The 22,601-nt window shown below is 51.3% G+C and carries 3 protein-coding genes; all 3 read right to left on the bottom strand.

Annotated elements, in window-relative coordinates; all coding sequences use genetic code 11:
• Positions 1–21: 21 nt before the first annotated feature.
• From MHI45_RS02005 to MHI45_RS01995, 3 genes are read right to left on the bottom strand one after another with little or no spacing between them, the layout of a single operon-like run.
• Complete coding sequence (locus tag MHI45_RS02005) at positions 22–4,119, bottom strand: type I polyketide synthase (protein ID WP_076111059.1); 4,098 nt, start codon at positions 4,117–4,119, stop codon at positions 22–24.
• 20 nt (positions 4,120–4,139) lie between these two features.
• On the bottom strand, positions 4,140–14,024 hold the full coding sequence (locus tag MHI45_RS02000; protein ID WP_341118890.1) for a non-ribosomal peptide synthetase: 9,885 nt from the start codon (positions 14,022–14,024) through the stop codon (positions 4,140–4,142).
• Between the two features lie 28 nt (positions 14,025–14,052).
• Positions 14,053–22,515 (bottom strand): amino acid adenylation domain-containing protein, encoded by an 8,463-nt coding sequence (locus MHI45_RS01995; RefSeq protein WP_341118888.1) that lies wholly within the window; start codon positions 22,513–22,515, stop codon positions 14,053–14,055.
• Positions 22,516–22,601: the final 86 nt, after the last annotated feature.

Genomic DNA, 22,601 nt, shown 5'->3' with positions numbered 1-22,601 from the left:
GAACAACCTGCTTTCTATAAGCTATAGTCTTGCAGCGAATGGACTTACCAAGAAACCGCAATCCACCAGATAGTCAAAATATCGGGTCAATAGGGAAGCGTCTACTTTTGGGCATAGGATGGAATTGTCTGTAAGTCTATCCGCCGTATTCTGCATATCGTACATTTTGCCCTGTACAGGAATCTTTTGACCGGGTGTATGCGGCTCTTTCTCGGGAGCAAAATAGAATAAAAAAGGTGTCAGCGCATTGTCTTTGGATTCCCGGATGGCTTGTTCCAGCTTGTCGTTCCAATCATTAACCGGGATCAGATCGAGTACATATCCATAACTTTGAATCCATTCAAGTAGTGAAAGCCAGGTTTCGGTTTCCGGATTGGTAATATGATAAATAGGCTGACAGCTGTCTCCTTGTCCGGACAGGAAGACGATAGATCGGGCCACAAAATCAACAGGCGCTATATTGACATACAAATCGGTGTATGGAGCAGCCCCGATTTGGATACACCCTTTTACCATGCGGAAGACAAAATCATTGATATTGCTTATTCCATTCAGACTGCTTCCCGTTACATAGGCCGAGCGGAAAATAGAAACGGGAAGACCGCAAGCCCGGGCTTCAAGCAGAAACTGCTCAGAAGCCCATTTGGAGTTCGCATAACCGGTCTGGAAGGTTCGCAAATGCCCGATGTCTTCATTCTCGTAACATACCCGGGTCAGAGGCAACTCTTGGGAATCAAACACAGCAACAGAAGACATAAAGTGTACAGGCTTCAAACGGCTGTAAGAAGCGAGCCGGATAATTTCTTTAGTACCGAGAACATTCGCGGCTCTCAGCTCGGAATACGGATAGATCCAGTTCACCCAAGCAGCCATATGGTAAATGACCGACGTTGTGCTGGCGATATCGACAAATTGCTCTTCGCTTATTCCCAGCCTTTCCTCATCCAAATTCCCCAGTACGGGAATAATGCGATCTCGATGGTCCTCCGTCCAAATCAAGTAGCGCTGCATAACGGATGAGATCCGTTCCATCGCTTCCTGTAGCGTCAAAGCCCGGACAAGGCAGTAGATATCGCTTTGGGTGTCTCGAAGCAGCTCACATAGCACGTGTGACCCGATGAACCCTGTAGCCCCTGTCAGGAAGATCCTGTCATCTACAGTTTCCAAGGCCTCATTCCCGGAGAGGCCTGCAAGAGTCCGAATGCTTTCAGCCACCTGCGGGTCCAGATGAATATCGTCTGGTGCGCTGGACCCCAGCACCGGATGATGTCCAGGTGTCTCCTGGTCTTGCACCTGCTCGCTACGCAAGCGGTTGACCTCGGCTGCAATCCCTAGTACAGTCGGGGCCATGAATATCAGTTCCATCGAGAAATGAGACTGGAAAGTATGATTAATCTTCGATAAAAATTGTGCGGCAACAAGTGAATTTCCGCCAAGTGCAAAGAAGTTATCCTGTGGACCCGGCTGCTCCACACCGAGAATATCCTCGAAAATTCCGGCGATAATGAACGCTGTCTGTTCTTCCTTTGTTGTCTCCCCGGGACCGCCAGTGTTATCCTCTGCTACGTTCATTCCCGGCGGGTGTTGAATCATGCCATCCCTTTCCCCTCCGAATACTGCGGAAAAATTAGATTCGATCCAGTGACGTTTTCTCTCGAACGGATACGTAGGCAGCGGAATACGGCGGCCAGGCCCTTGATCAAGACGCATTTCACTCCAATTTATCGTTTGACCGCAGACCCAGTGCATCCCGCCAAGATATAGGAGTTTGGACACTTCGGATTGCTCCTGATGTATCCTTTTTAACGTGCTGAATGTATATGTGGTCTGGCCTTGTGCTGTGAACATGCGCTGCACTCTCGCGCCTAGAACCTGGAGAGGCCCGACTTCGCTGAACAAGAATCTGGATCCCTGACGTTTGATTTGCTGAATTCCTGCCTCGAATCGTTCAGGGCTCTGCAAATGCCGAAGCCAATAGCTTGGATCTGTAGCTTCAGCTTCAGAAATCCAGGTGCCGGTTACAGAGGAGACGAAAGCAAGGTGCGGCGTCAGGAACTCAAGGTTATCTACTTCTCCCTTGAACGCGGTTATGCCAGGCTCCGGCTCTTCGGAGGATGAAGATGTAGCTTCGACTGTAAGCATCAGCCTTACGCGAGCGGATACCAATGCGACTGCATTCTCCAAACTGAGTATGCCGGAGACGCAAGCTGCCGCGTATTCCCCTGTTCCGCAACCGATAACGGCTGCTGGCTGAATCCCCCAGGAGAGGAGAAGAGAAGCTAGAGCATATTCCACTGTAAAATTCACAGGCAGGCTGTATAAGGAATCCAGCCGGTGCTCATACGGTTCCCCTCTACTTCCATTCGAAGTAATGATCGCCCTGACGTTTATTCCAAGATGAGAGCTAAAGAGAACGTTACAACGCTCCACTTCTCTTTTTACAACCGGAAAGGTCTCGAATAATTCTCTTCCAATACCAAAGTACTCCCCGCCAATGCTTGGAAACATGAAGATGCTTGCATAAGGCTCAGAATCAGCGATCGGCGATTGTTGCAAGAGGGTTCCGACGCGCTTGTCTTCCGGATGCTGCAGCAGATCAATGGCTTCGTCCCTTCCAGAACAGACAAGCAGTCTGCGGTTGGAGAACGTCTTTCTTCCAAACTGGAGCGTGTAGGCCACCTCGGATAATTGTGCTTGTTCGTTTCGAGTCAGATACGTTTGTAAATTTTCGGTCATCTGTTCCAATGCACCGGGCGTCTTAGCGGAAAGCGGCAGCACCTGTAAGTATTCCTGCTCCTCCAAAGCATGCAGAGGTAGAGCTTCTTCCAGTACAAGGTGGACGTTGGTTCCTCCAACGCCAAAGGAACTGACCGAAGCTCTCCGCGGCGCATTTCGAGATTCCCAATTTACTAATGAGGTATTGATATCGAAACAGGAATCTTCCAGCCCCAGTCGGGGATTAGGTGCGGAGAAATGTAGCGTTGGCGGAATCTGGCCGTGTTTCAGGATCAGTATCGTTTTTACAAGACCTGCAATCCCGGCTGCTGTATTCAGATGGCCCACGTTGGTCTTAACTGATCCAAGTATAATTTTGCTGTCGTCCGGCTGGTCATAGCACAACTTCAGAGCTTCAATCTCGATCATATCCCCCAACTTGGTTCCGGTACCATGGGTTTCGATATAACCAATTGTTTCTGGAGGTGTCTCTGCCATGCTGAGCGCCTCCGCAATAACTTTAGCTTGTCCTCTGGCGCTGGGGGCTGTGAAGCCAATCTTCATGCTTCCGTCGTTATTCATCGCGGATCCCTTAATGACAGCATGGATTGTATCTCCGTCCTTCAGGGCATCCTCCAAACGTTTGAGCAGCACAATCCCAACACCATCTCCGAAAATGGTACCGCCCGAGTCTTTGTCAAACGCACGGCAATGTCCGTCATCGGAATAAATATTTCCTTCTTCATAGAGATATCCGGAATGATTGGGCATGGCAATAGAGGCAGCCCCGGCAAGAGCCATGTCGCTCTCCCCGTTAAGCAGGCTTTGGCAGGCTAAATGAACATTCACCAGCGCCGTAGAGCATGCACTCTGTACAGTCATGCTGGGACCTTGAAGATTCAGTTTGTAGGACACACGCGTGCTCAAAAAATCCTTGTCGTTAAAGAGCTTGCTCTGCATCTTCCCTAACTGTTCCAACAGATCCGGCTGGCTGAAAATATGAAATAAGAAATAGGTGCTTTCTCCAACACCGCCAAAAACACCGATTGGGCCAGGATAATCCTCTCCATGGTACCCTGCCGACTCCAGCGCTTCCCAGGCGCACTCCAGAAACAGACGCTGCTGCGGATCCATCAAGCTGGCTTCCTTCGGGGTCAATTGAAAAAATTCTGCATCGAAAAGGTCAATATCTGTTAATACCGGCTTGGCGGAAACATAATTGTCGAGCTTATAGACCGAAGAAGGAATTCCATTCTTCTCCAACTCCTCTTCTGTAAAAAAGGTAACCGACTCGACTCCGCTTCGGAGATTATTCCAGAACTCCTCAATGGTTCCTGCGCCGGGAAACCGGATGGACATCCCCACAACCGCAATGGCATTATCCTGCTCTGTTTCGTAATTCATCTGAATCTCTCCTCTCCGGATTACTCCTGTGGATCGCGGGCTTGTCTCCGCTTCTTCATCTTTTCCTTGCGCTGGCTGACCCGTTCCATGGTCCCGGATAATTCTTCCCGATTGCGTTTATCTTGCTCAGCCGAGTCATGGAGCAGCACAGCCAGCGATTTGATGGTAGGATACTGAAATAAATCAGCAATCGCTATCGTACAGCCCAGTGTCTGCTCAAGCCTACTGTGAACTTGCATTAACCGGAGCGAATCCCCACCGATTTCAAAGAAATGCTCGTCGATTCCGACCGTTTCCCTTTGGAGTACATCCTGCCACACAGCGGCAATGGACTGCTGGAGCGCATTCTCAGGAAGTAGAACAGGCTCGTCATTCGACTCCTGATGCTCATTAGGGAGGGGCAGCTGTTTCCGGTCAACCTTGCCGTTTGGCGTTAACGGAATCGCATCTATGAACAATAGATAAGATGGAATGCAGTAATCGGGCAGCTGGGCTCTCAGATAGGAACGCAACTCCTTGGCTGACAACTTTAATCCAGGCTTTGTAACGATATAACCAGCCAGATATTTTTCATGGGGAGGCTTGTCTAGCGCGACTACGACGCTCTCCCGAATTCCCGGATGGCGCCCGAGAACGGTCTCTATCTCCCCGATTTCGATGCGATGACCACGGATTTTCACCTGGTGATCCACGCGCCCGAGGAACACCAGATTTCCGTCCTCAAGGTAACGGACCAGATCTCCGGTTTTGTACAGTCTGGAACCCAATGAAGTATCAAATCGGTTGTCCAGAAAGACCTCTGACGTTTTTTCGGGATTACCGACATACCCTCTTCCCACACCGACCCCGCCTACATAAAGCTCACCGGGCACTCCAAGGGGTACAGGCCTCAGGTGGCTGTCCAGCACATACATCGCCATGCCACGGACCGGAAGTCCGATCGGGACAATGCTCCACGGGTTAGCCGGTTCTTCGTAAATAGGGTAATGTGTAACATCGTCGGAGCACTCCGTTGGTCCGTAGGCATTCATCATTGGAATATGGGAATATTGCCCGAACCACTGCCTAACCAAATCTGGTGGAAGAGCTTCTCCGGTAGGGATCATCCAGCGGAGGTAAGGCAATTCAGGCGCTTTATCCATCCGGTCGGTTTGATCCAGCATCGTCCGTATCACCGATGGCACCATTTCCAGAATGGTAATTTCTTTGCGTTCAATAACTTGCAGCATGGCAGCTGCGTTATAGACAAGCTCATCCTCGCAGATATGCACGCTTCCACCAACCAAAAGCCCGGACAAAAATTGCCACACGGAAATATCGAAGCATTGCGATGCATTTTGGGCGATCCTATCACCTTCGGTCAGCTGAAGATCGGTTATTTTGGCGTACAGATGATTCATCATTCCTTTGTGCTCGACCATTGCGCCTTTCGGCCGGCCTGTTGATCCAGATGTAAAAATAATATAGGCCAGCTGATCCTTACCGGGGTACATGCCGGGGGAATCCGTAGCGTGTTCTGCCTGAAGCAGCTCTGTCATTGTAACAATCTCGCATAATTGATCTGAATTTCGGGTTTCCATCATGCGCTCAAACGGTTCCGAATACTCATCTGATGTAATCACCAGCCTGCTGCAGCTTATGTCCACCATATCTGCAATCCGCTCCTCCGGATAATGCGGGTCGAGCGGAACATAGACGCCTCCCGACTTTAGAACGGCGATTAGGGTAATCAAGAAATTCAGATTACGCTGGCCGAGTACAGCAATACATACGCCTGGACCCGCGCCCTTAGCGATCAGCTCACGAGCAGCCTTATTTGAGCGGGTATTCAGTTCGAAGTAACTGATGCTCTGATCCCGGTCACTCGCAGCAATCCGATTCGACCAATTCGCTGCTCTCTCTTCAAATAGCTGAGGGAATGATACATCCGGTAACGAAGGATCCTTTGAAGCATTGTTCTGGTTCCACCGGTACAAAAGCAACTCTTTCTCCTCCTCGGACAACAGATCCTGATGCAGATAACGGGCATGACGGTTACTGAGCAAGCAATCGAATGCTTTTTGGTAATAGCCTGCCACTTCGCCGACCAGTCTCTCAGACAAGATGCAGGCGTTGTAGTGCAGTTCAAAACGGACATGGCCGGTGGCAATATCGCGGGAAAACTCTGCGCGAAGCGGAAAGTCGGTTTCAAGCACAGTATCCATATCGGTCAATTCAAGCTCAGGCAGCCTCAGCAGCTTCTCAGCCACATGAAAGTGGGTGTAGTTAAAGACTGTCTCAAATAAAGGCTGGCCTCCCTGATCCCTTTGGATATGAGCCATGGGATAACGACGGTAAGGGAGCAAAGTGGTCTCTGTACGGAAAGTTTCCCGTATCAGCGATTCCCATGAGTCTTCTTCCACATTGAGATTTAACCTGAACGGAATGGTATTCAAGAACAAGCCCAGCATGCTCTCAGCCTGATTTGCCTCGGGTCTACCATTGTGCTCCAGCCCCGTCAGCACATCCTCCGTACCGCCCAGCAGGCCCATAACTCTCATGTGTACGGCTAGCAAAATGCTTTTTAGCGGCACCCCCATTTCCTCAGCCAGTTGGACAAGCTTATCCGAAACGTGCTGCGGGATATCCACCTTCCAGTAACGAATCGTAAACCTGCCGGCTACATCAGGTGAGGAAGTAATCCGCGGGACCGGGCTAAAAGTCATACCCTCCAATGCATCCAGCCAGAATTGCTTATCCCCCTCAGTGGCGGCCGCCTGCCTCTCCAAAGCCACATATTCACGGAAAGGAACAGCCGAGGCTCTTATCGAAGTAGCCGAGCCGTTGATCCGTTTGATATAGTCTGTGAACAGTTCGGCGATCAGGGCGTTAACACTCCAGCCGTCAAGCATGGAATCGTGGAAACTAAGGGTGGCACAGTATTTGTCGTCTCCCAGCACATGCACGAAGAAACGAACCAGCGGCTTGCTCCAATCGAATTGTAGCTGCCGCTCACTCTCCTTGAACCGGTGTAGCGCTTCTTTCCGCTCTGCTTCAGATACCTTGCTGAGATCTATAATGATCAGCGCCTCGTCTATCTGCAGATGGACCAGCTGAACCGGCTCGCTATAAGAGGATAGATCAAAGGTTGTCCGAAGAATGGAATGCCGCGCAGACAGATTTTGAATTGCCTGCTTGAAGGCCTCTTCGTCAAAACGCCCCTTAATCGTGAAGCTCATGATATCGTGATACAGAGCAGTATTCGGATACAATTTGCTATGATAGACAAGCCCTGCCTGAAGAACAGTCAACGGGTACGCATCCTCAACTCCAAGGCTTTTCAATTTGACGGCATCAGCAGGAGTCAGCAGCGCGAAGGGCTCGACGGATCTCACTTCAGTTATCTGTGCGGTATTGGCTCCAATCTGGTTCAGCAGCGCTGAAATCATAGGGAATTCAAAGAGCTGCTGCAGCGTAAAGAAAATTCCAGCAGTTGAGGCCTTCGATAATACTGAGATGCTCCGGATCGAATCTCCGCCCAAGGTGAAAAAGTTATCGTTAACGCCTACCCGGTCTACGCCCAACACATCCTGCCAAATGTCAGCCAGCTTGCGTTCTGCCTCGGTTGACGGCGGGACATACCCTGTCGCAAGTTCTGATCTGCTCTCCTGCGGCATCGGCAGCTGACGGCGGTCTGTCTTCCCGCTTGGTGTCAGCGGCATCGCCTCCACTTCCACCCACGCCGCCGGAACCATGTATTCTGGCAGCTCCTCTTTCAGAAAGCTCCGTAGCTCTGCCCCACTCACACGCCCCGGCTTCTTCGATGTCCAGTATCCGATCAGCCGTTTCCCGGCACGGCCGTCCTCCCGCACAACAACGGCACTTTCCACTACCTCAGAATGCTTCAGCATTGCCGCTTCAATTTCCCCCAGCTCAATCCGGAATCCTCGCAGCTTGATCTGGTCATCGCTCCGTCCGGCGTACTCCAGTCTTCCGTCCGGCCCGTATCTGGCCAAATCCCCCGTCTTATAAATTCGTGATCCCGTATCTTTGCGGAACGGGTCCGGCAAGAACCGCTCGTTCGTCAAATCCGGCCGGCCGTGATATCCTCGGGCTAACTGCACGCCCCCGATGTACAAATCTCCCGTGACACCCGCCGGCACCGGCTGCAGCTCCCGGTTCAGCACATACATCTGCGTATTGGCCACCGGATATCCAATCGGTATGTTGCTCGTTCCTGTTCCCGGGCTGCACTTCCAGAAGGTTACGTCAATCGCTGCTTCCGTCGGCCCGTACAGATTCCACAGCTCTGCACCGACCTGCGTGAAATACCGTTCTTGCAGTTCATACGGCAGAGCTTCCCCGCTGCAGATCACCCGCTTCAGGCTCGCGGTGTTTTCCACCCCGGGCTGCTCCACGAACATTTGCAGCATCGACGGCACGAAGTGCAACGTCGTCACCTGTTCCTTGCGGATCAGCCGAAGGAGGTAATCCGGGTCCTTATGCCCTTCTGGCGCTGCGATAATTAGCCCGGCTCCGGTCATCAGCGGCCAGAATAACTCCCACACCGATACGTCGAAGCTGATCGGCGTCTTCTGCATCACCCGGTCCTCCGGCGTGAGGCGGAAAGTATCCTGCATCCACAGCAGGCGGTTCACCACCGCTTCCTGAATATTAATCACGCCTTTGGGAGTACCCGTCGAACCCGAGGTGTAGATCATATACACCGCATTCTTCGGTCCTGCAGCCGACTTCACCGGTTCCTCTTCCACAATCTCCTCCGGTGGTGCGGACTTTGGCCCGTCTAGAAGCACGATCTGCGCAGCATGCTCCGGCAGTCCTGCGGCCAGATGGGACTGGGTCAGCAGGATCGGCACTCCAGCGTCCTGCAGCATGAAAGCCAGCCGCTCCCGGGGATACGTAGGGTCCAGCGGAACATAGGCTGCCCTGGACTTTAAGATGCCCAGCAGCCCGACCATCATCTCAAGCGAGCGTTCTACGCTGATGCCCACGAACCGGTCTGGACCAGCGCCCATTCTGCGGAGCCGTCTAGCCAGTTGTTCCGCTTGACGGTTCAGCTCGCTGTAAGTCAGCTCCCGGCCTTCGAATCGGACGGCCATCGCGTCCGGAGTCCGTTCGGCCTGCTCTTCAATCCACCGGATCAAGGGCTTGTCCAGCTCGTACTCACACTGCGTAGCGTTCCATTCCGTTAGGACCTTTCTCCGTTCGTCCGCAGGGAGAGGGGTAAACGCCGAATAACGGATCAAGGGTTCCTGAGTCATTGATTCCAGGGTCCGCAAGTAATATTCCTTGAATTGCACCATTTGCTCTTTGCTGAACCGAGAAGTGTTCCACTGCAAAATCAATTTGAGCTCCGATGATCTCGCGTCGAGATTAAATTGGGTCATCCAATCAAAGTTGGTGTAAGCTATGTCTGCCGCGTTCAGGACGCTCAAATTTTGCGCCCCGGCGAAGGATTGATAAATATGGAAATCGGTAAAGTTAAATACGCTATCAAACAACGGCTGCCCTTCAGCTGCGATTTTTTGGATTTCGTCCAGCGGAAGACGCCGGTGCGGCCAGACTTCCATTTCTGTTTTAAAGGTGATCTTCACCAGTTCCAGCCAGTTTATATCCTTCAACTGCAGCCGCAGAGGAAGTGTATTAAGGAACAATCCGAGCACCTGATCTCCAGACAACTCTTCCGGGCGACAGTTGGCAACGAGACCTGTAACCAGATCAGGTTCGTTGCATAACGTTCGGAGAACATACAGATGGCTGGCGAGAAGTACGCTTTTGAGCGGGACTGAAGCCATTGCCGCCAGCTGCCTGGCACCGTCAAAAAGCTCAGCCGGAACAGTATATTCAGCGGAATCCATTGCGATTTCCCGCAGACCGTTGTTACCGGTCCCTGTAGCACCAGGTAATCGGTTATAAGCCGCTTCTGACAGGTATTTCTCCCAGAATCTTCGGGTACCCTCGTCTTCCAAGGTCAGCTGTTCCAACTCCACATAGTTAGAGTATTCAATGGACAGTGCGGTTTCCTGCATGGGCTCCCGTTGCCAAATATAATCGTTATAGTATCCAAACAACTCGGTCAGCATCGAGGCTACACTCCACCCGTCCAGAATGGCATGGTGCTCGGTGAGCGTAAACTGGAATGTATCTTCGGTCAAAAGATGAATATGGATTCTAAACAATGGAAATGAAGTCCAGTCAAAAGAAGTTCTGCGTTCCGTTTCATGCCAGCTGTTTAACGCGGCTTCCTGTTCCCTCGTGGACATGCCACGCAGATCGTCCATGTTCACTTCAGCTTGAGCCCACCCGTGTACCAGCTGCAGCGGAACACTGTAGGAAGTCAGGTCAAAGGAAGTCCGCAGTACACGATGCTTTGAAACCACCTTTTGAACAGCTCTGTCGAGAGCTGCGAATTCGAGCTGACCCTCTAAGGTGATGCTGGTGATGTTGTGATAAATGGAGCTGCCGTTTGGATGCAGGACCGAATGAAATAACATCCCGGATTGGAGCCTGCTCAGCGGATAAGCGTCGATGACACTGTCCGGCATTTTGGACCGGTCCGATTCATTGAGACCGTGAAATGCCGTCCGTGTTGTACCTTCAGGTAAGATTTGCACTTCCGGTTTGAGAGCTTCTGCTAGCATACGGATTGTCTGGAGCTCGAACAGCTGCTGAATCGTGAACAGAATCCCCAACTGCTGAGCCTCCGCCCTTACGCGAATAGCCCGGATTGAGTCGCCGCCAAGTTCGAAGAAGTTATCATCAATCCCTATGGAATCAACACTGAGTACCTTCTGCCATATCGAGCACAGCTGTTGTTCTTCCCCGGTCCTTGGGGCGCTGAATCTGCTGTCCCCGTCGACCTGCTGTACATTCATGGACAGAATAGCCTTTAGATCCGCTTTCCCGTTATGGGTAAGCGGAATGGTATCCAGTTCATAGAATGCAGCAGGAATCATGTAATTCGGCAGCTTTTGCCCTAAGTAAACCCGGATAGCCTGAAGGTTTAGCTCCCTTCCAGGTTTTTTGACCAAATACGCCTCCAGGCGTTTCAGTACGGAGAGCCCCTGCTCCTCTCTAATGGTCACAACCCCTTCGCCAATCTCTGGAACTTGTTTCAATACAGCCTCAATTTCTCCCAGCTCAATGCGGAAACCGTTGATTTTGACCTGATGGTCAATCCGGCCGATATATTCCAGGTTCCCACCGGACTGAAAGCGGGCTAAATCCCCTGTTTTATAAAGCCGCTCTCCGTGAACGTAAGGATGAGGTATAAACCGGTCTGCAGTCAATTCTGCTTTTTTCCAATAACCTCTCGTGACCCCGGCGCCGCCGACATACATTTCTCCCGGAATGCCTACGGGTACGGGCTGCAAATGCTCGTTCAACACATAGATGGAAAGATCGCCCAGCGGACGGCCGATGATACTTCCACTGTGTGTTTTTGTATCCAAGCTGCTAATCGGGTAAAGCGTCGTATGAACCGTTGTCTCCGTTATCCCGTACATGTTGACTAACTGGACAGCATGTTCCCCATGACGCTGAAACCACGGCTTAAGCGAATCCATATCCAGAGCCTCTCCGCCAAAAACGATGTAACGCAGTGCAAGCTCAGTGCCAGGAAACGCGGATTCTTCAGCCTTCAGCAATTGACGAAAAGCCGAAGGTGTCTGATTCAGGACGGTAACCTGCTCTTGAAGCAGGGTACGGTAGAAATCTTCCGGTGAACGACTAATCCAGTAAGGTACTATCACAAGGCGGCCTCCGTACAGGAGTGCGCCCCAAATTTCCCAGACGGAAAAATCAAAAGCATAGGAATGGAACAGCGTCCACACATCTTTTTCGTTGAATGTGAAGTAGGACTGTGTGGTTTCAAAGAGCCGGACAGCGTTGCCGTGCTCTACCATAACCCCTTTTGGCTGTCCGGTTGAACCTGATGTATAGATCATATAGGCCAGATGACCAGATAAGATGGTACAATTGGGATTGCCTGTCGGCTTCCCGGACAGCAACATTCCAGGCCCGTCAAGTTCGATCCATGCGCCTTGATATGCTGAAAGCGAAGTGGAAAGACCATTCGATGTGATGATCGTCTGCAGACCGCTGTCACGCAGCATATAGCTTAGTCTGTCGGCAGGCAGCGCGGGATCAAGCGGAACATAGGCGCCGCCGGCTTTCAGGATGCCGATGAGACCGACGATCATTTCGATTGACCGTTCTATATATAAGCCGATGAATTGTTCTGCCTGTATCCCCGATTGAAGCAGATAATGGGCGACCCGGTTAGCTTGTTCATTGAGCTCCCGGTAGGTCAGCTCCGTTTCATTAAAAGTTAAGGCAATGTGATCGGGCGTATGTGAGGCTTGCTGTTCAAACCATTCAACCAGATTGTGATGTTGCAGCTGAGCTTCCGACGCTCCTCCGCTGTATTCCTTGATCGTCCGCTCCAGTTCCGCCCCACTCATAATGGATAGACGGGATATAGGAATGTCTGGCGATTCAACCGCACTCTTCATCATATTTAACAGGTGGTCCGCCATGCGCTCCATGTCCTCAGGATCAAACAGTCCGATGCGATACTCCAGCGTTCCTTGCAGAACACTTCCCTCCTCTTCGACCGACAACACCAGATTATACTTGGCTGTATCGTTATGAAGGTTCATGTATTCCAATGTCAGACCCGGAAGCTCCAGGTTCTGTTTCGGCGTATTTTGCAGCGTGAACACGGCCTGGAATAAGGGAGAGACTCCTGCGGACCGGCTGACATGGAGTTCTTGGAGCACCTTTTCAAACGGAACTTCCTGATTGGAAAAAGCGTTCAGGCATGTATGCTTTATCTCCCTAACCAATTCACGAAAGGTTGAGGCTGCAGAGAGTTGCGAACGGATGACGAGGCTATTCACGAAGCAGCCGATCAGATTGGCAGTCTCGGAATGGTTCCGGTTAGCCACCGGCGTACCGATCAGCAAATTCTCCTGTCCCGTATATCTGAACAACAGGGCCTTGAAGGCAGACAGCAGTGTCATGAACAGTGTGGCACCTTCGTTCGTTCCGAACTCCCGCAGCTTGGCGGTTAATACCGCTGGAATTTCAAAAGAACAGATGTCACCCTCAGTAGCCGGGACTAATGGAGATTTACGTTCCATCGGTAATTGCAGAACAGGATGCGGGCTTTGTAAATGGTTCTTCCAATACTCCAACTGCTTCCGGTAACCTTCTGATTGAAGCCACTCTTGTTCCCACCATGCATAATCCGCATATTGAACCGGCAGCTCCGGCAAGCTTACAGCCACCTGATCCACTAGGCTTTTATAACAGGACATAATTTCTTGGATCAAAAGCCCTTTGGACCAACCGTCTGAAATAATGTGGTGCATATTGATATAGAAAATCAAAGTATTCCTGCTGACATGAAACAGCTTGGTCCGCAGAAGCGGCGCTTCCGATAAATCAAATGGCTGCTGCGCATCCGCTTTGGCAGCACGGAGCGCCGTTTCCTCTCCATAATCTTCTTCCTCTCCCCTGAGGTCGATAATCTCAAGCGGGATACTAATCTCGCTCGCCATCACCTGCTGAGGTTCTCCGTTCAGCTCGATAAAGGAAGTACGCAGCGCCGCATGCCTGCGGGCAATAGCTGACAGACTTTCCTGCAAGGATGCGATTTGAAGATTCCCGGTCATTTTTACAGCAGCACACATATTGTATTCCGAGCTTAAGGAGTCATATTGACTCATAAACCACATTCCGGTTTGAGCAGAAGATAATGGAGCCGGACCTCCGGCTGCCCGTTGCATAATACGGGACCTTCTCGGCTCATGCTCTCCCCGGTTCATCCTTTTGCTCAGCAGCGCAAGTTTGGCATCGGATAATTTGGACAGACGAGAGTCTTGCGGGTCAAAGCTTGTCATTTTGCCAGTCTCCTTTACGATCTAGTCCCTATTCGGCTTCCAGCAGCAAGCGGGCTTCTTCTTCATCCATGCTCTCGATTTCCTCGATGAGAAGACGCTCGATTTCATTGCTCAAACGGGCAACTGTAGGTGAATCAAACAAATGCTTAACAGAAAGGTGCACGCCGAACTCGTCCCGGATCTGAGATATCACTTCCATAGCCAACAGGGAATGCCCGCCCCATTCAAAGAAATGATCGTTAATGCCCATATTAGGTGCTCCAAGAAGCTCCCGCCAGTATTTCAATATGAATTCATCAATCGCATTTCTTGGTTCTGCGCTGCATTCTGCTGGGTTGCTGGTGGTGTCCGGATGAGGCAGGCTCACCATGTCATATTGGCCACCATAGGTTAAAGGAATGTTGTCAAGCAGAACCAGATACCGAGGGATCAAATGACCCGGCAGCCTCATGTGCATGTACTCTTTCAATTCGGAAGCCGTTACGCTCTCTGGATAAACTGACAGATATACTGCAAGCACAGGGACAGGACCCGCGTCAATTTTCTTTATGCACACCTGTCTGACCGCAGGATGACGATACAAGACAGCTTCAACAGGTTCTTTCTCCATGCGGAAACCTTCGGATTCGGCGTCATCATCTATTGTTCCAATGTAGCGGATAGTACCGTCCTGCAATCTGCGGACCCAAATACCGGAACTGAACCATTCAGCCTGCAGTGAACTCGTTTCTGCATGATGTACAGCAGCGCTTTTCCAATACAGCGGCCCAGGATCAGATTGGGTAAAATACAGTTCTCCGGGTGCTCCTAAGGGTACTGGCTGCTTGTACCGGTTTAGAACGGCTGGCTTCACGTCATATAAAGGCTGACCCAGACAAGGCTCCGCGTAATCTGCAATCCGGCATCCAATCGCTGCTCCCGCCAGCTCCGGCAGTCCGAAAATTTGATAGAAACGGATATCCTCGCTCTTCGCCAAGCTACTCCACAGTGTTTGGTCCAGCAGCTCATCGATAACACAAATCGTCTTCAGTGCGGTTGGGCGCTGAAGTATTAGCCCCTCTCCGATCAGCATTCGCAGCTGAGGCGGCGTACAGACAAATACTTCGATTTCATGTTTTCTTGCAAAAGTGAGCATCTCGGTGGATTCTGTACGAATGTCATGCCGGACAGGATACAGGGTATGCCCATATAAAAGATACTGCAACTGCGTCAGAAGGCTCTCCGATTCAGTAGAACCGGTCCATCCTGCCCGCAGAGGTTTTTCTGTCAGCTCTTTCTTGAGCAAGTCTTCCATCCTTTTCGCTTGAACTGTCAGAGAGGAATGTGTGACAATAACTCCCCGGGGTGCTGAACCACTGCCGGAGGCGTATAATAGGCATACCGGCTGTTCAGGCTTCAAGCGGGTTTTAAACTCAAGACTGTCCTCCATGCCACAATTGGACCGTGTTATTCTGGCATCGTCAATAGTGATGATTTGTTCCAAGAATGACGGCAGCTTTTCTTTTAGATGCTGCTGGGTAAGAATCAGCAGCATACCAGAGTCTTCGGCTATCGTGTTGATTCTTCCAGTTGAACATTCAGCATCGATCGGGACGCATAAGGCTCCGGATTTCAATATCCCCAGGAAGGACACCACAAAATCAGGCGATCTTTCCATAAAAAGACCGACGGGGCAACCTTCCCCGATCCCTTCCTTCAGCAGCCTGGCAGCCAATAGCTCGGCACGCCCGTTTAATTCCGAATAGGAGACCGTATGCCCTTCATATACAATGGCTGCGGAATTCGGTGTCCGGTGTACCTGCTCTTCAAACAGTCCAATGAATCCTTTGGTTGACGGCTGTACCTCTCCATACTGCGGTTCTCCGCTTGTCTGCAGATATTCTTTTTGCGGTATAGACAAGGTATGGATATTCCAGTCTGGATGCGCTGTTACAGCGTGAAGCAGATCCTGGAAATAACCCGCCATCCTGTTTATCGTATCCGGATGAAACAAATCAGTGTTATATTCGAAATTCCCTTCCAGTCCGCTGGCCGTTTCTTCGAACGTCAGCGTTAAATCAAACTTGGCAATGCCCTGGTCATATTGGACCGGCTCCGTAAGGATATGATCGAGCCTAATAGCCGGAAGCTCGTTGTTCTGCAAAATGAACATCACCTGGAACAAGGGAGAATACATAGGATTCCGTACCGGCTGCAATATCTCCACAAGCTTCTCGAATGGAACATCCTGATGATCATATGCTTCAAGGCAGCTCTCACGGACTTTGCGAAGTAACTGTCTAAAGTCAGTTGTCCCTGACAGATCTGTCCGCAGAACCAGGGTATTGGCAAACAAGCCAATAATGGGTTCTATCTCTTTCCGGTTCCGGCCTGCGATGGGCGTCCCCACTGCAATATCGTCTTCATTCGTATATCGGCCAAGCAACATAGTAAATACCGCCAGAACAGTCATGAACAAGGTAGCTCCCTCAGAACGCCCCAGCTCTTGTAGTGACTCAAGCAATCCAACATCCAGCCTAAACCGTTGCACACTCCCTCTAAACCGCTGCTGTTCGGGACGCGGGAAATCAGCAGGAAGCATCAGGACAGGCTTAAGGCTACGCAGCTTCTTTTTCCAGTAATTCAGTTGACTTGTCCATTGCGGTTCTGCCGAAGAGCGGCGCTGCCAGCGTGCATAATGTGAATATTGGTATTGAAGCGGAGTCAGAGGTGAAGTCTTATGATGCAAATAGGCGTTGTAGAGCTTGGACAATTCTTGCGTAAATATCGCTAAGGACCAGCCGTCCGAGACAATATGGTGCATCGTGACTAGAAACAGATGATCTTCCGTATCTAAACGGAACAAAGACGCCCGGATGAGTGGATCGCTGGACAGATCAAAGGGTCTGCTTGCCTCCTCCGCAGCCAACCGCTGAATTGCAGATTCCCGATCCTCCTTGGCATATGGACAAGGCAGCAGTTCAAGCTCCAGACATACCCATTCTCGTATTTGAACAAAAGGAATACCGCTTAACTCATGAAAAGCAGAGCGAAGACCTTCGTGACGATTGACGATCTCGTTCAGGCTGCTGCGAAGAGCTTGTAGATTCAAGTTTCCCTTGAACCTTAGTGCGCCGGGAATATTGTAGGCCGCTTTATCTTCCATATAGTTATTCAGGAACCATAACCGCTGCTGAGCAAAAGAAAGCGGATAATCTGCGTCGCGGTCATCAGCACCTGCATTAAATCCTTCTAACTTCTCAGAGGATTCGCCATAAGCAGAGGGTAGACTGTGCTGCTCAAGGTAACGTGACATCTCGCTGATTGTCGGATTCTCAAAAATCGCTTTCAGCGAGATCTCGGCCTCTAAAGATTCCCTTATCCATGACGCCAGTTGTGTTGCCATAATGGAATGACCGCCCAAGGTGAAAAAGTTATCGTTAACGCCTACCCGGTCTACACCCAGCACATCCTGCCAAATGTCAGCCAGCTTGCGCTCTGTCTCGGTTGACGGCGGGACATACCCTGTCGCAAGTTCTGGCCTGCTCTCCTGCGGCATCGGCAGCTGACGGCGGTCTGTCTTTCCGCTTGGTGTCAGCGGCATCGCCTCCACTTCCACCCACGCCGCCGGAACCATGTATTCTGGCAGCTCCTCTTTCAGAAAGCTCCGTAGCTCTGCCCCACTCACACGCCCCGGCTTCTTCGATGTCCAGTATCCGATCAGCCGTTTCCCGGCACGGCCGTCCTCCCGCACAACAACGGCACTTTCCACTACCTCAGAATGCTTCAGCATTGCCGCTTCAATTTCCCCCAGCTCAATCCGGAATCCTCGCAGCTTGATCTGGTCATCGCTCCGTCCGGCGTACTCCAGTCTTCCGTCCGGCCCGTATCTGGCCAAATCCCCCGTCTTATAAATTCGTGATCCCGTATCTTTGCGGAACGGGTCCGGCAAGAACCGCTCGTTCGTCAAATCCGGCCGGCCGTGATATCCTCGGGCTAACTGCACGCCCCCGATGTACAAATCTCCCGTGACACCCGCCGGCACCGGCTGCAGCTCCCGGTTCAGCACATACATCTGCGTATTGGCCACCGGATATCCAATCGGTATGTTGCTCGTTCCTGTTCCCGGGCTGCACTTCCAGAAGGTTACGTCAATCGCTGCTTCCGTCGGCCCGTACAGATTCCACAGCTCTGCACCGACCTGCGTGAAATACCGTTCTTGCAGTTCATACGGCAGAGCTTCCCCGCTGCAGATCACCCGCTTCAGGCTCGCGGTGTTTTCCACCCCGGGCTGCTCCACGAACATTTGCAGCATCGACGGCACGAAGTGCAACGTCGTCACCTGTTCCTTGCGGATCAGCCGAAGGAGGTAATCCGGGTCCTTATGCCCTTCTGGCGCTGCGATAATTAGCCCGGCTCCGGTCATCAGCGGCCAGAATAACTCCCACACCGATACGTCGAAGCTGATCGGCGTCTTCTGCATCACCCGGTCCTCCGGCGTGAGGCGGAAAGTATCCTGCATCCACAGCAGGCGGTTCACCACCGCTTCCTGAATATTAATCACGCCTTTGGGAGTACCCGTCGAACCCGAGGTGTAGATCATATACACCGCATTCTTCGGTCCTGCAGCCGACTTCACCGGTTCCTCTTCCACAATCTCCTCCGGTGGTGCGGACTTTGGCCCGTCTAGAAGCACGATCTGCGCAGCATGCTCCGGCAGTCCTGCGGCCAGATGGGACTGGGTCAGCAGGATCGGCACTCCAGCGTCCTGCAGCATGAAAGCCAGCCGCTCCCGGGGATACGTAGGGTCCAGCGGAACATAGGCTGCCCTGGACTTTAAGATGCCCAGCAGCCCGACCATCATCTCAAGCGAGCGTTCTACGCTGATGCCCACGAACCGGTCTGGACCAGCGCCCATTCTGCGGAGCCGTCTAGCCAGTTGTTCCGCTTGACGGTTCAGCTCGCTGTAAGTCAGCTCCCGGCCTTCGAATCGGACGGCCATCGCGTCCGGAGTCCGTTCGGCCTGCTCTTCAATCCACCGGATCAAGGGCTTGTCCAGCTCGTACTCACACTGCGTAGCGTTCCATTCCGTTAGGACCTTTCTCCGTTCGTCCGCAGGGATTACAGGCAAACGGGACACCGGACAATCCGGATCGGCCGCAATCCCACCGAGCAGAACTTTGAATGCTTCTGCCATTTTTTTGGCCGTATCCGCTGTGAACAAATCCGTATTGTACTCCAGTCTGGCTCCGAGCGTTCCTTCCGTCTCCACGATCATAAGTGTAAGGTCGAACTGAGAAGTCTGCGGCTGCAGTCCGAAAGATTCCAGCTGCAACTCCCCAAGGGCAAATTTCTCCCCGGAACGTCCAAGAATGATACTGGACAGATGCTCCAGCTTCTGCGGTTTCTCCAGAACAAACATCACCTGGAATAGAGGAGAAACCCCGAGGTCTCTTGTCACCTGCAGGTGTTCGAGCAGCCTTGCAAACGGATAGCCCTGATGCTGAATTGCGCCAAGCACCTGTTGTTGGATTGTCTTAAGAAATTGGACAAAGGACAGGTTATCCTCTACAGAACCGCGGATTACAACCGGATTAACATAATACCCGACCGTATCCTTCATATTCGGGTCATGGCGCTCAGCAGTAGGAGTACCAACACAAATCTCTGATTGCCCGCTGTAGTGATGAAGCAGTACTTGAAAAGACGCCATAAGCAAGGCATACAGGGTTACACCCTGAGCCCTGGACAGGTCTTTAATCGCCTTCGTCAATTTCTGCCCAATCTCAAAATCGTAACAGGAGCCTTTATAGCTCATATTTTTAGGTCTTGGCTTATCCAAAGGCAATGCAAGCTGTTCGATAGGCTTGGAGAACTGCTCCTCCCAGTAAGCAGCAAGCTCTTGTCCGCACCGACTGTCCAGAAGCTCCTGCTGCTGCATAACAAAGGATCTGTACCGTCCGACAGACTCCGGCAACCGGACTTGCTCACCGCTTACCAATTTGGGGTATACCTCCCCCCATTCCTCCATCAGCTGCACAAGAGACCACAGATCCGCCGCGATATGATGCACGGATAGCAGCAGAATATCGCCTGCCTGCGAAGTTCGTATAAGCCGTATGCGGAACACTTCCTGCTCCAGCTTAAACGGCTTGTGTGCTTCACAGGACAGCAGAGACCGCAGCTTCTGTTCGTCATGGTCAGCTACATCGATGATTTCAAAATTGAGTATGGCGTTTGTAAGAGTGCTGGCGACTGGCTGTTTATCTTCCATAGGATAGACAGTCCGCAGCACTTCATGTCGTTCGATGAGATATTGAAAGGACTGCTGTAGTGCGACCTCTTGAAATCCCGATGAGGATTTAACGGCAAACGACAGATTGTAAGCGGTGTTCCTCGGCTCATACTGCTGAAGGAACCACAAAGCTTTTTGTCCATAGGAAAGCTGATGGTTCCAGCTCATCTCTTCATTAATAATAGAAGCAGGTTCGGCAGTCCCTTCCTCCATCTTTCTGCAAATGTCCTGTGTTAATTCGGGAAGGTTGGTTCCGTTAAGCAGGTTCACCACCGACAAGGAAACCCCTAAGTCAGTGTTAACTCGGTTAATCAATTCAAGAGCTGCAAGAGAGTCCAATCCCCAGTTCACTATGGACTCATCCCTTGAAAGACGGGACTCATCAATGTTCAGCGCATTTGCAAGCAAGCCCCGAACGTAGCGACCGATGCGCACAGCCCGCTCTTCAACCGGCAGCTTCAGCAGCTCCTGCTGATCGGGTGAATCTGTGGTTGGCGGTTCACTTGAAATGTAGTTATTACTGAGCATATCCAGGGTTCCTGACAGAAATTCTTTTTTACATAGCTGTCTCTGGATCTTACCGCTTGAGGTTTTGGGAATACGTCCTGGATTCAAGAGAATAACGGCATAGGTCTGCAGTCCGAACTCCTCCGCGATCCGGGAACGAATGGCATCGCTGACCTCTTCGGGATTCAAGCTTTTCCGGTATTTGCGCTCAACCTCATGTACAATGACCAGCATTTCCTGCCGGTTCATCTCAACTGAAAAAACCGCACCGTGGCCAAGGCGAAGCGTGGGATGGGCTTGTTCGGCTGAGGCTTCGATATCCTGAGGATAATAATTGATGCCGTGTATAATCAGCAGATCCTTTTTACGGCCTGTTATATAGAGCTCGCCATTTCGCATACATCCTAGGTCCTCTGTTGCCAAATAGAGACGGGGATCGTCTAGGAGCCTTCTTCCAAAACTCTGCCCGGTTGCTTCCTGGTTATTCCAATAGCCTTCCGCAACGCTCGGGCTGGAAACCCAGATTTCTCCGATTTCATCAACATCACAAACTTCGGACGTATCCGGTCGTACAATACAAATGTCCTGGCCTTCCATATTTCCGCCTGACCCAATCAGGATCATCTGGTCTTCCTGATCTTTCGGAGTCCTTACCTTATGCTCACCCAATGCTTTTCTTGAAAAAGCAGAGACTGAAGGTCCCTTTCCGAGCTCTCCTCCAGTAACCATCAGCGTCGATTCAGCCAGTCCGTAACAAGGGAAATAGGCATCATTCTTGAACCCGCTCACCGAGAATTTGTCCCTAAACCGCTCTAAGGTCTCTGCTCTTATTGGTTCTGCTCCGTTAAAGGCCAAACGCCAGCTCGTCAGATCTAGACCTTCCATTTGCTCCTCGGTTATGGCCTCGACACATAAATCATAGGCGAAATTCGGTCCTCCGCTTACAGTCGCCCTCTTGTCGGAAATCATCTTTAGCCATTGGAAAGGACTCTGCAGGAAGTCCACCGGCGCCATCAGCGTAGAGGGCAGTCCAGCATACAACGGAGATATAATGCCGCCGATCAATCCCATATCGTGATAAGGCGGAAGCCAGAGCACAAGCTTGGTCTCTTCTGTTAAGCCAAAGGAATGGGTAATCCGTCCCGCATTATGCAGCAAATTGCCGTTTGTCAACCGTACACCCTTGGGCTGGGAAGTCGATCCAGAAGTATATTGCAGGAAGACCAGGGTGTTTTCCTTTGATTTCATTTCCTTCCAGTACACCCCATCTCCCGCTTTGAGGAAGTCATGCGAAGTTAACCATTTCAGTTTCCGCAGCTCAGACGAACCGGTTAACTGATTCTGGATGCTCTGATAGATCCTGTCGCTCGTTAGCGCTAGCTTAGCCTGTGCATTGGCTACAATAGATTCAATCCGCGACAACGAGCGGTTAAGCCTCGGCGGATAGACCGGAACTGCAACAATTCCCGCATACAAACACCCGAAAAAAGCCGTTATATATTCTAGGCCGGGCGGATACATCAGTAGCGCCCGTTCCCCGTCCAGCTTCAATTCCTGAAGAACCGCAGCTATGGAGCGGGCGCGGTTGTCCAGTTCGGCATAGGTTATTTCCTGCTCCTGACCGTTTACCATAAATCCCAGAGCCTGCCGAGTGGGCTGCATGGCTGCTCTCCATCGGATCAATTCCACCAAACTTAAAAAATGGGACATCGTCACTCACCTCATAGCAAAGAATGTCATTTACGATGAAACGGATACCTGAAAGTGATTTTGGAGTATCGTTGCTTCGGAAGCAT

It is taken from the genome of Paenibacillus sp. FSL H3-0321 (assembly GCF_038002865.1).
GTDB lineage: Bacteria > Bacillota > Bacilli > Paenibacillales > Paenibacillaceae > Paenibacillus_AQ.
This window is presented reverse-complemented; position numbering and strand designations above follow the sequence as displayed.

Bases quoted from the DNA above. Each gene is read 5' to 3' on its own strand.
- MHI45_RS02000 (WP_341118890.1), bottom strand. From the start codon at position 14,024: ATGACAAGCTTTGACCCGCAAGACTCTCGTCTGTCCAAATTATCCGAT.
- MHI45_RS02005 (WP_076111059.1), bottom strand. From the start codon at position 4,119: ATGAATTACGAAACAGAGCAGGATAATGCCATTGCGGTTGTGGGGATG.
- MHI45_RS01995 (WP_341118888.1), bottom strand. From the start codon at position 22,515: ATGTCCCATTTTTTAAGTTTGGTGGAATTGATCCGATGGAGAGCAGCC.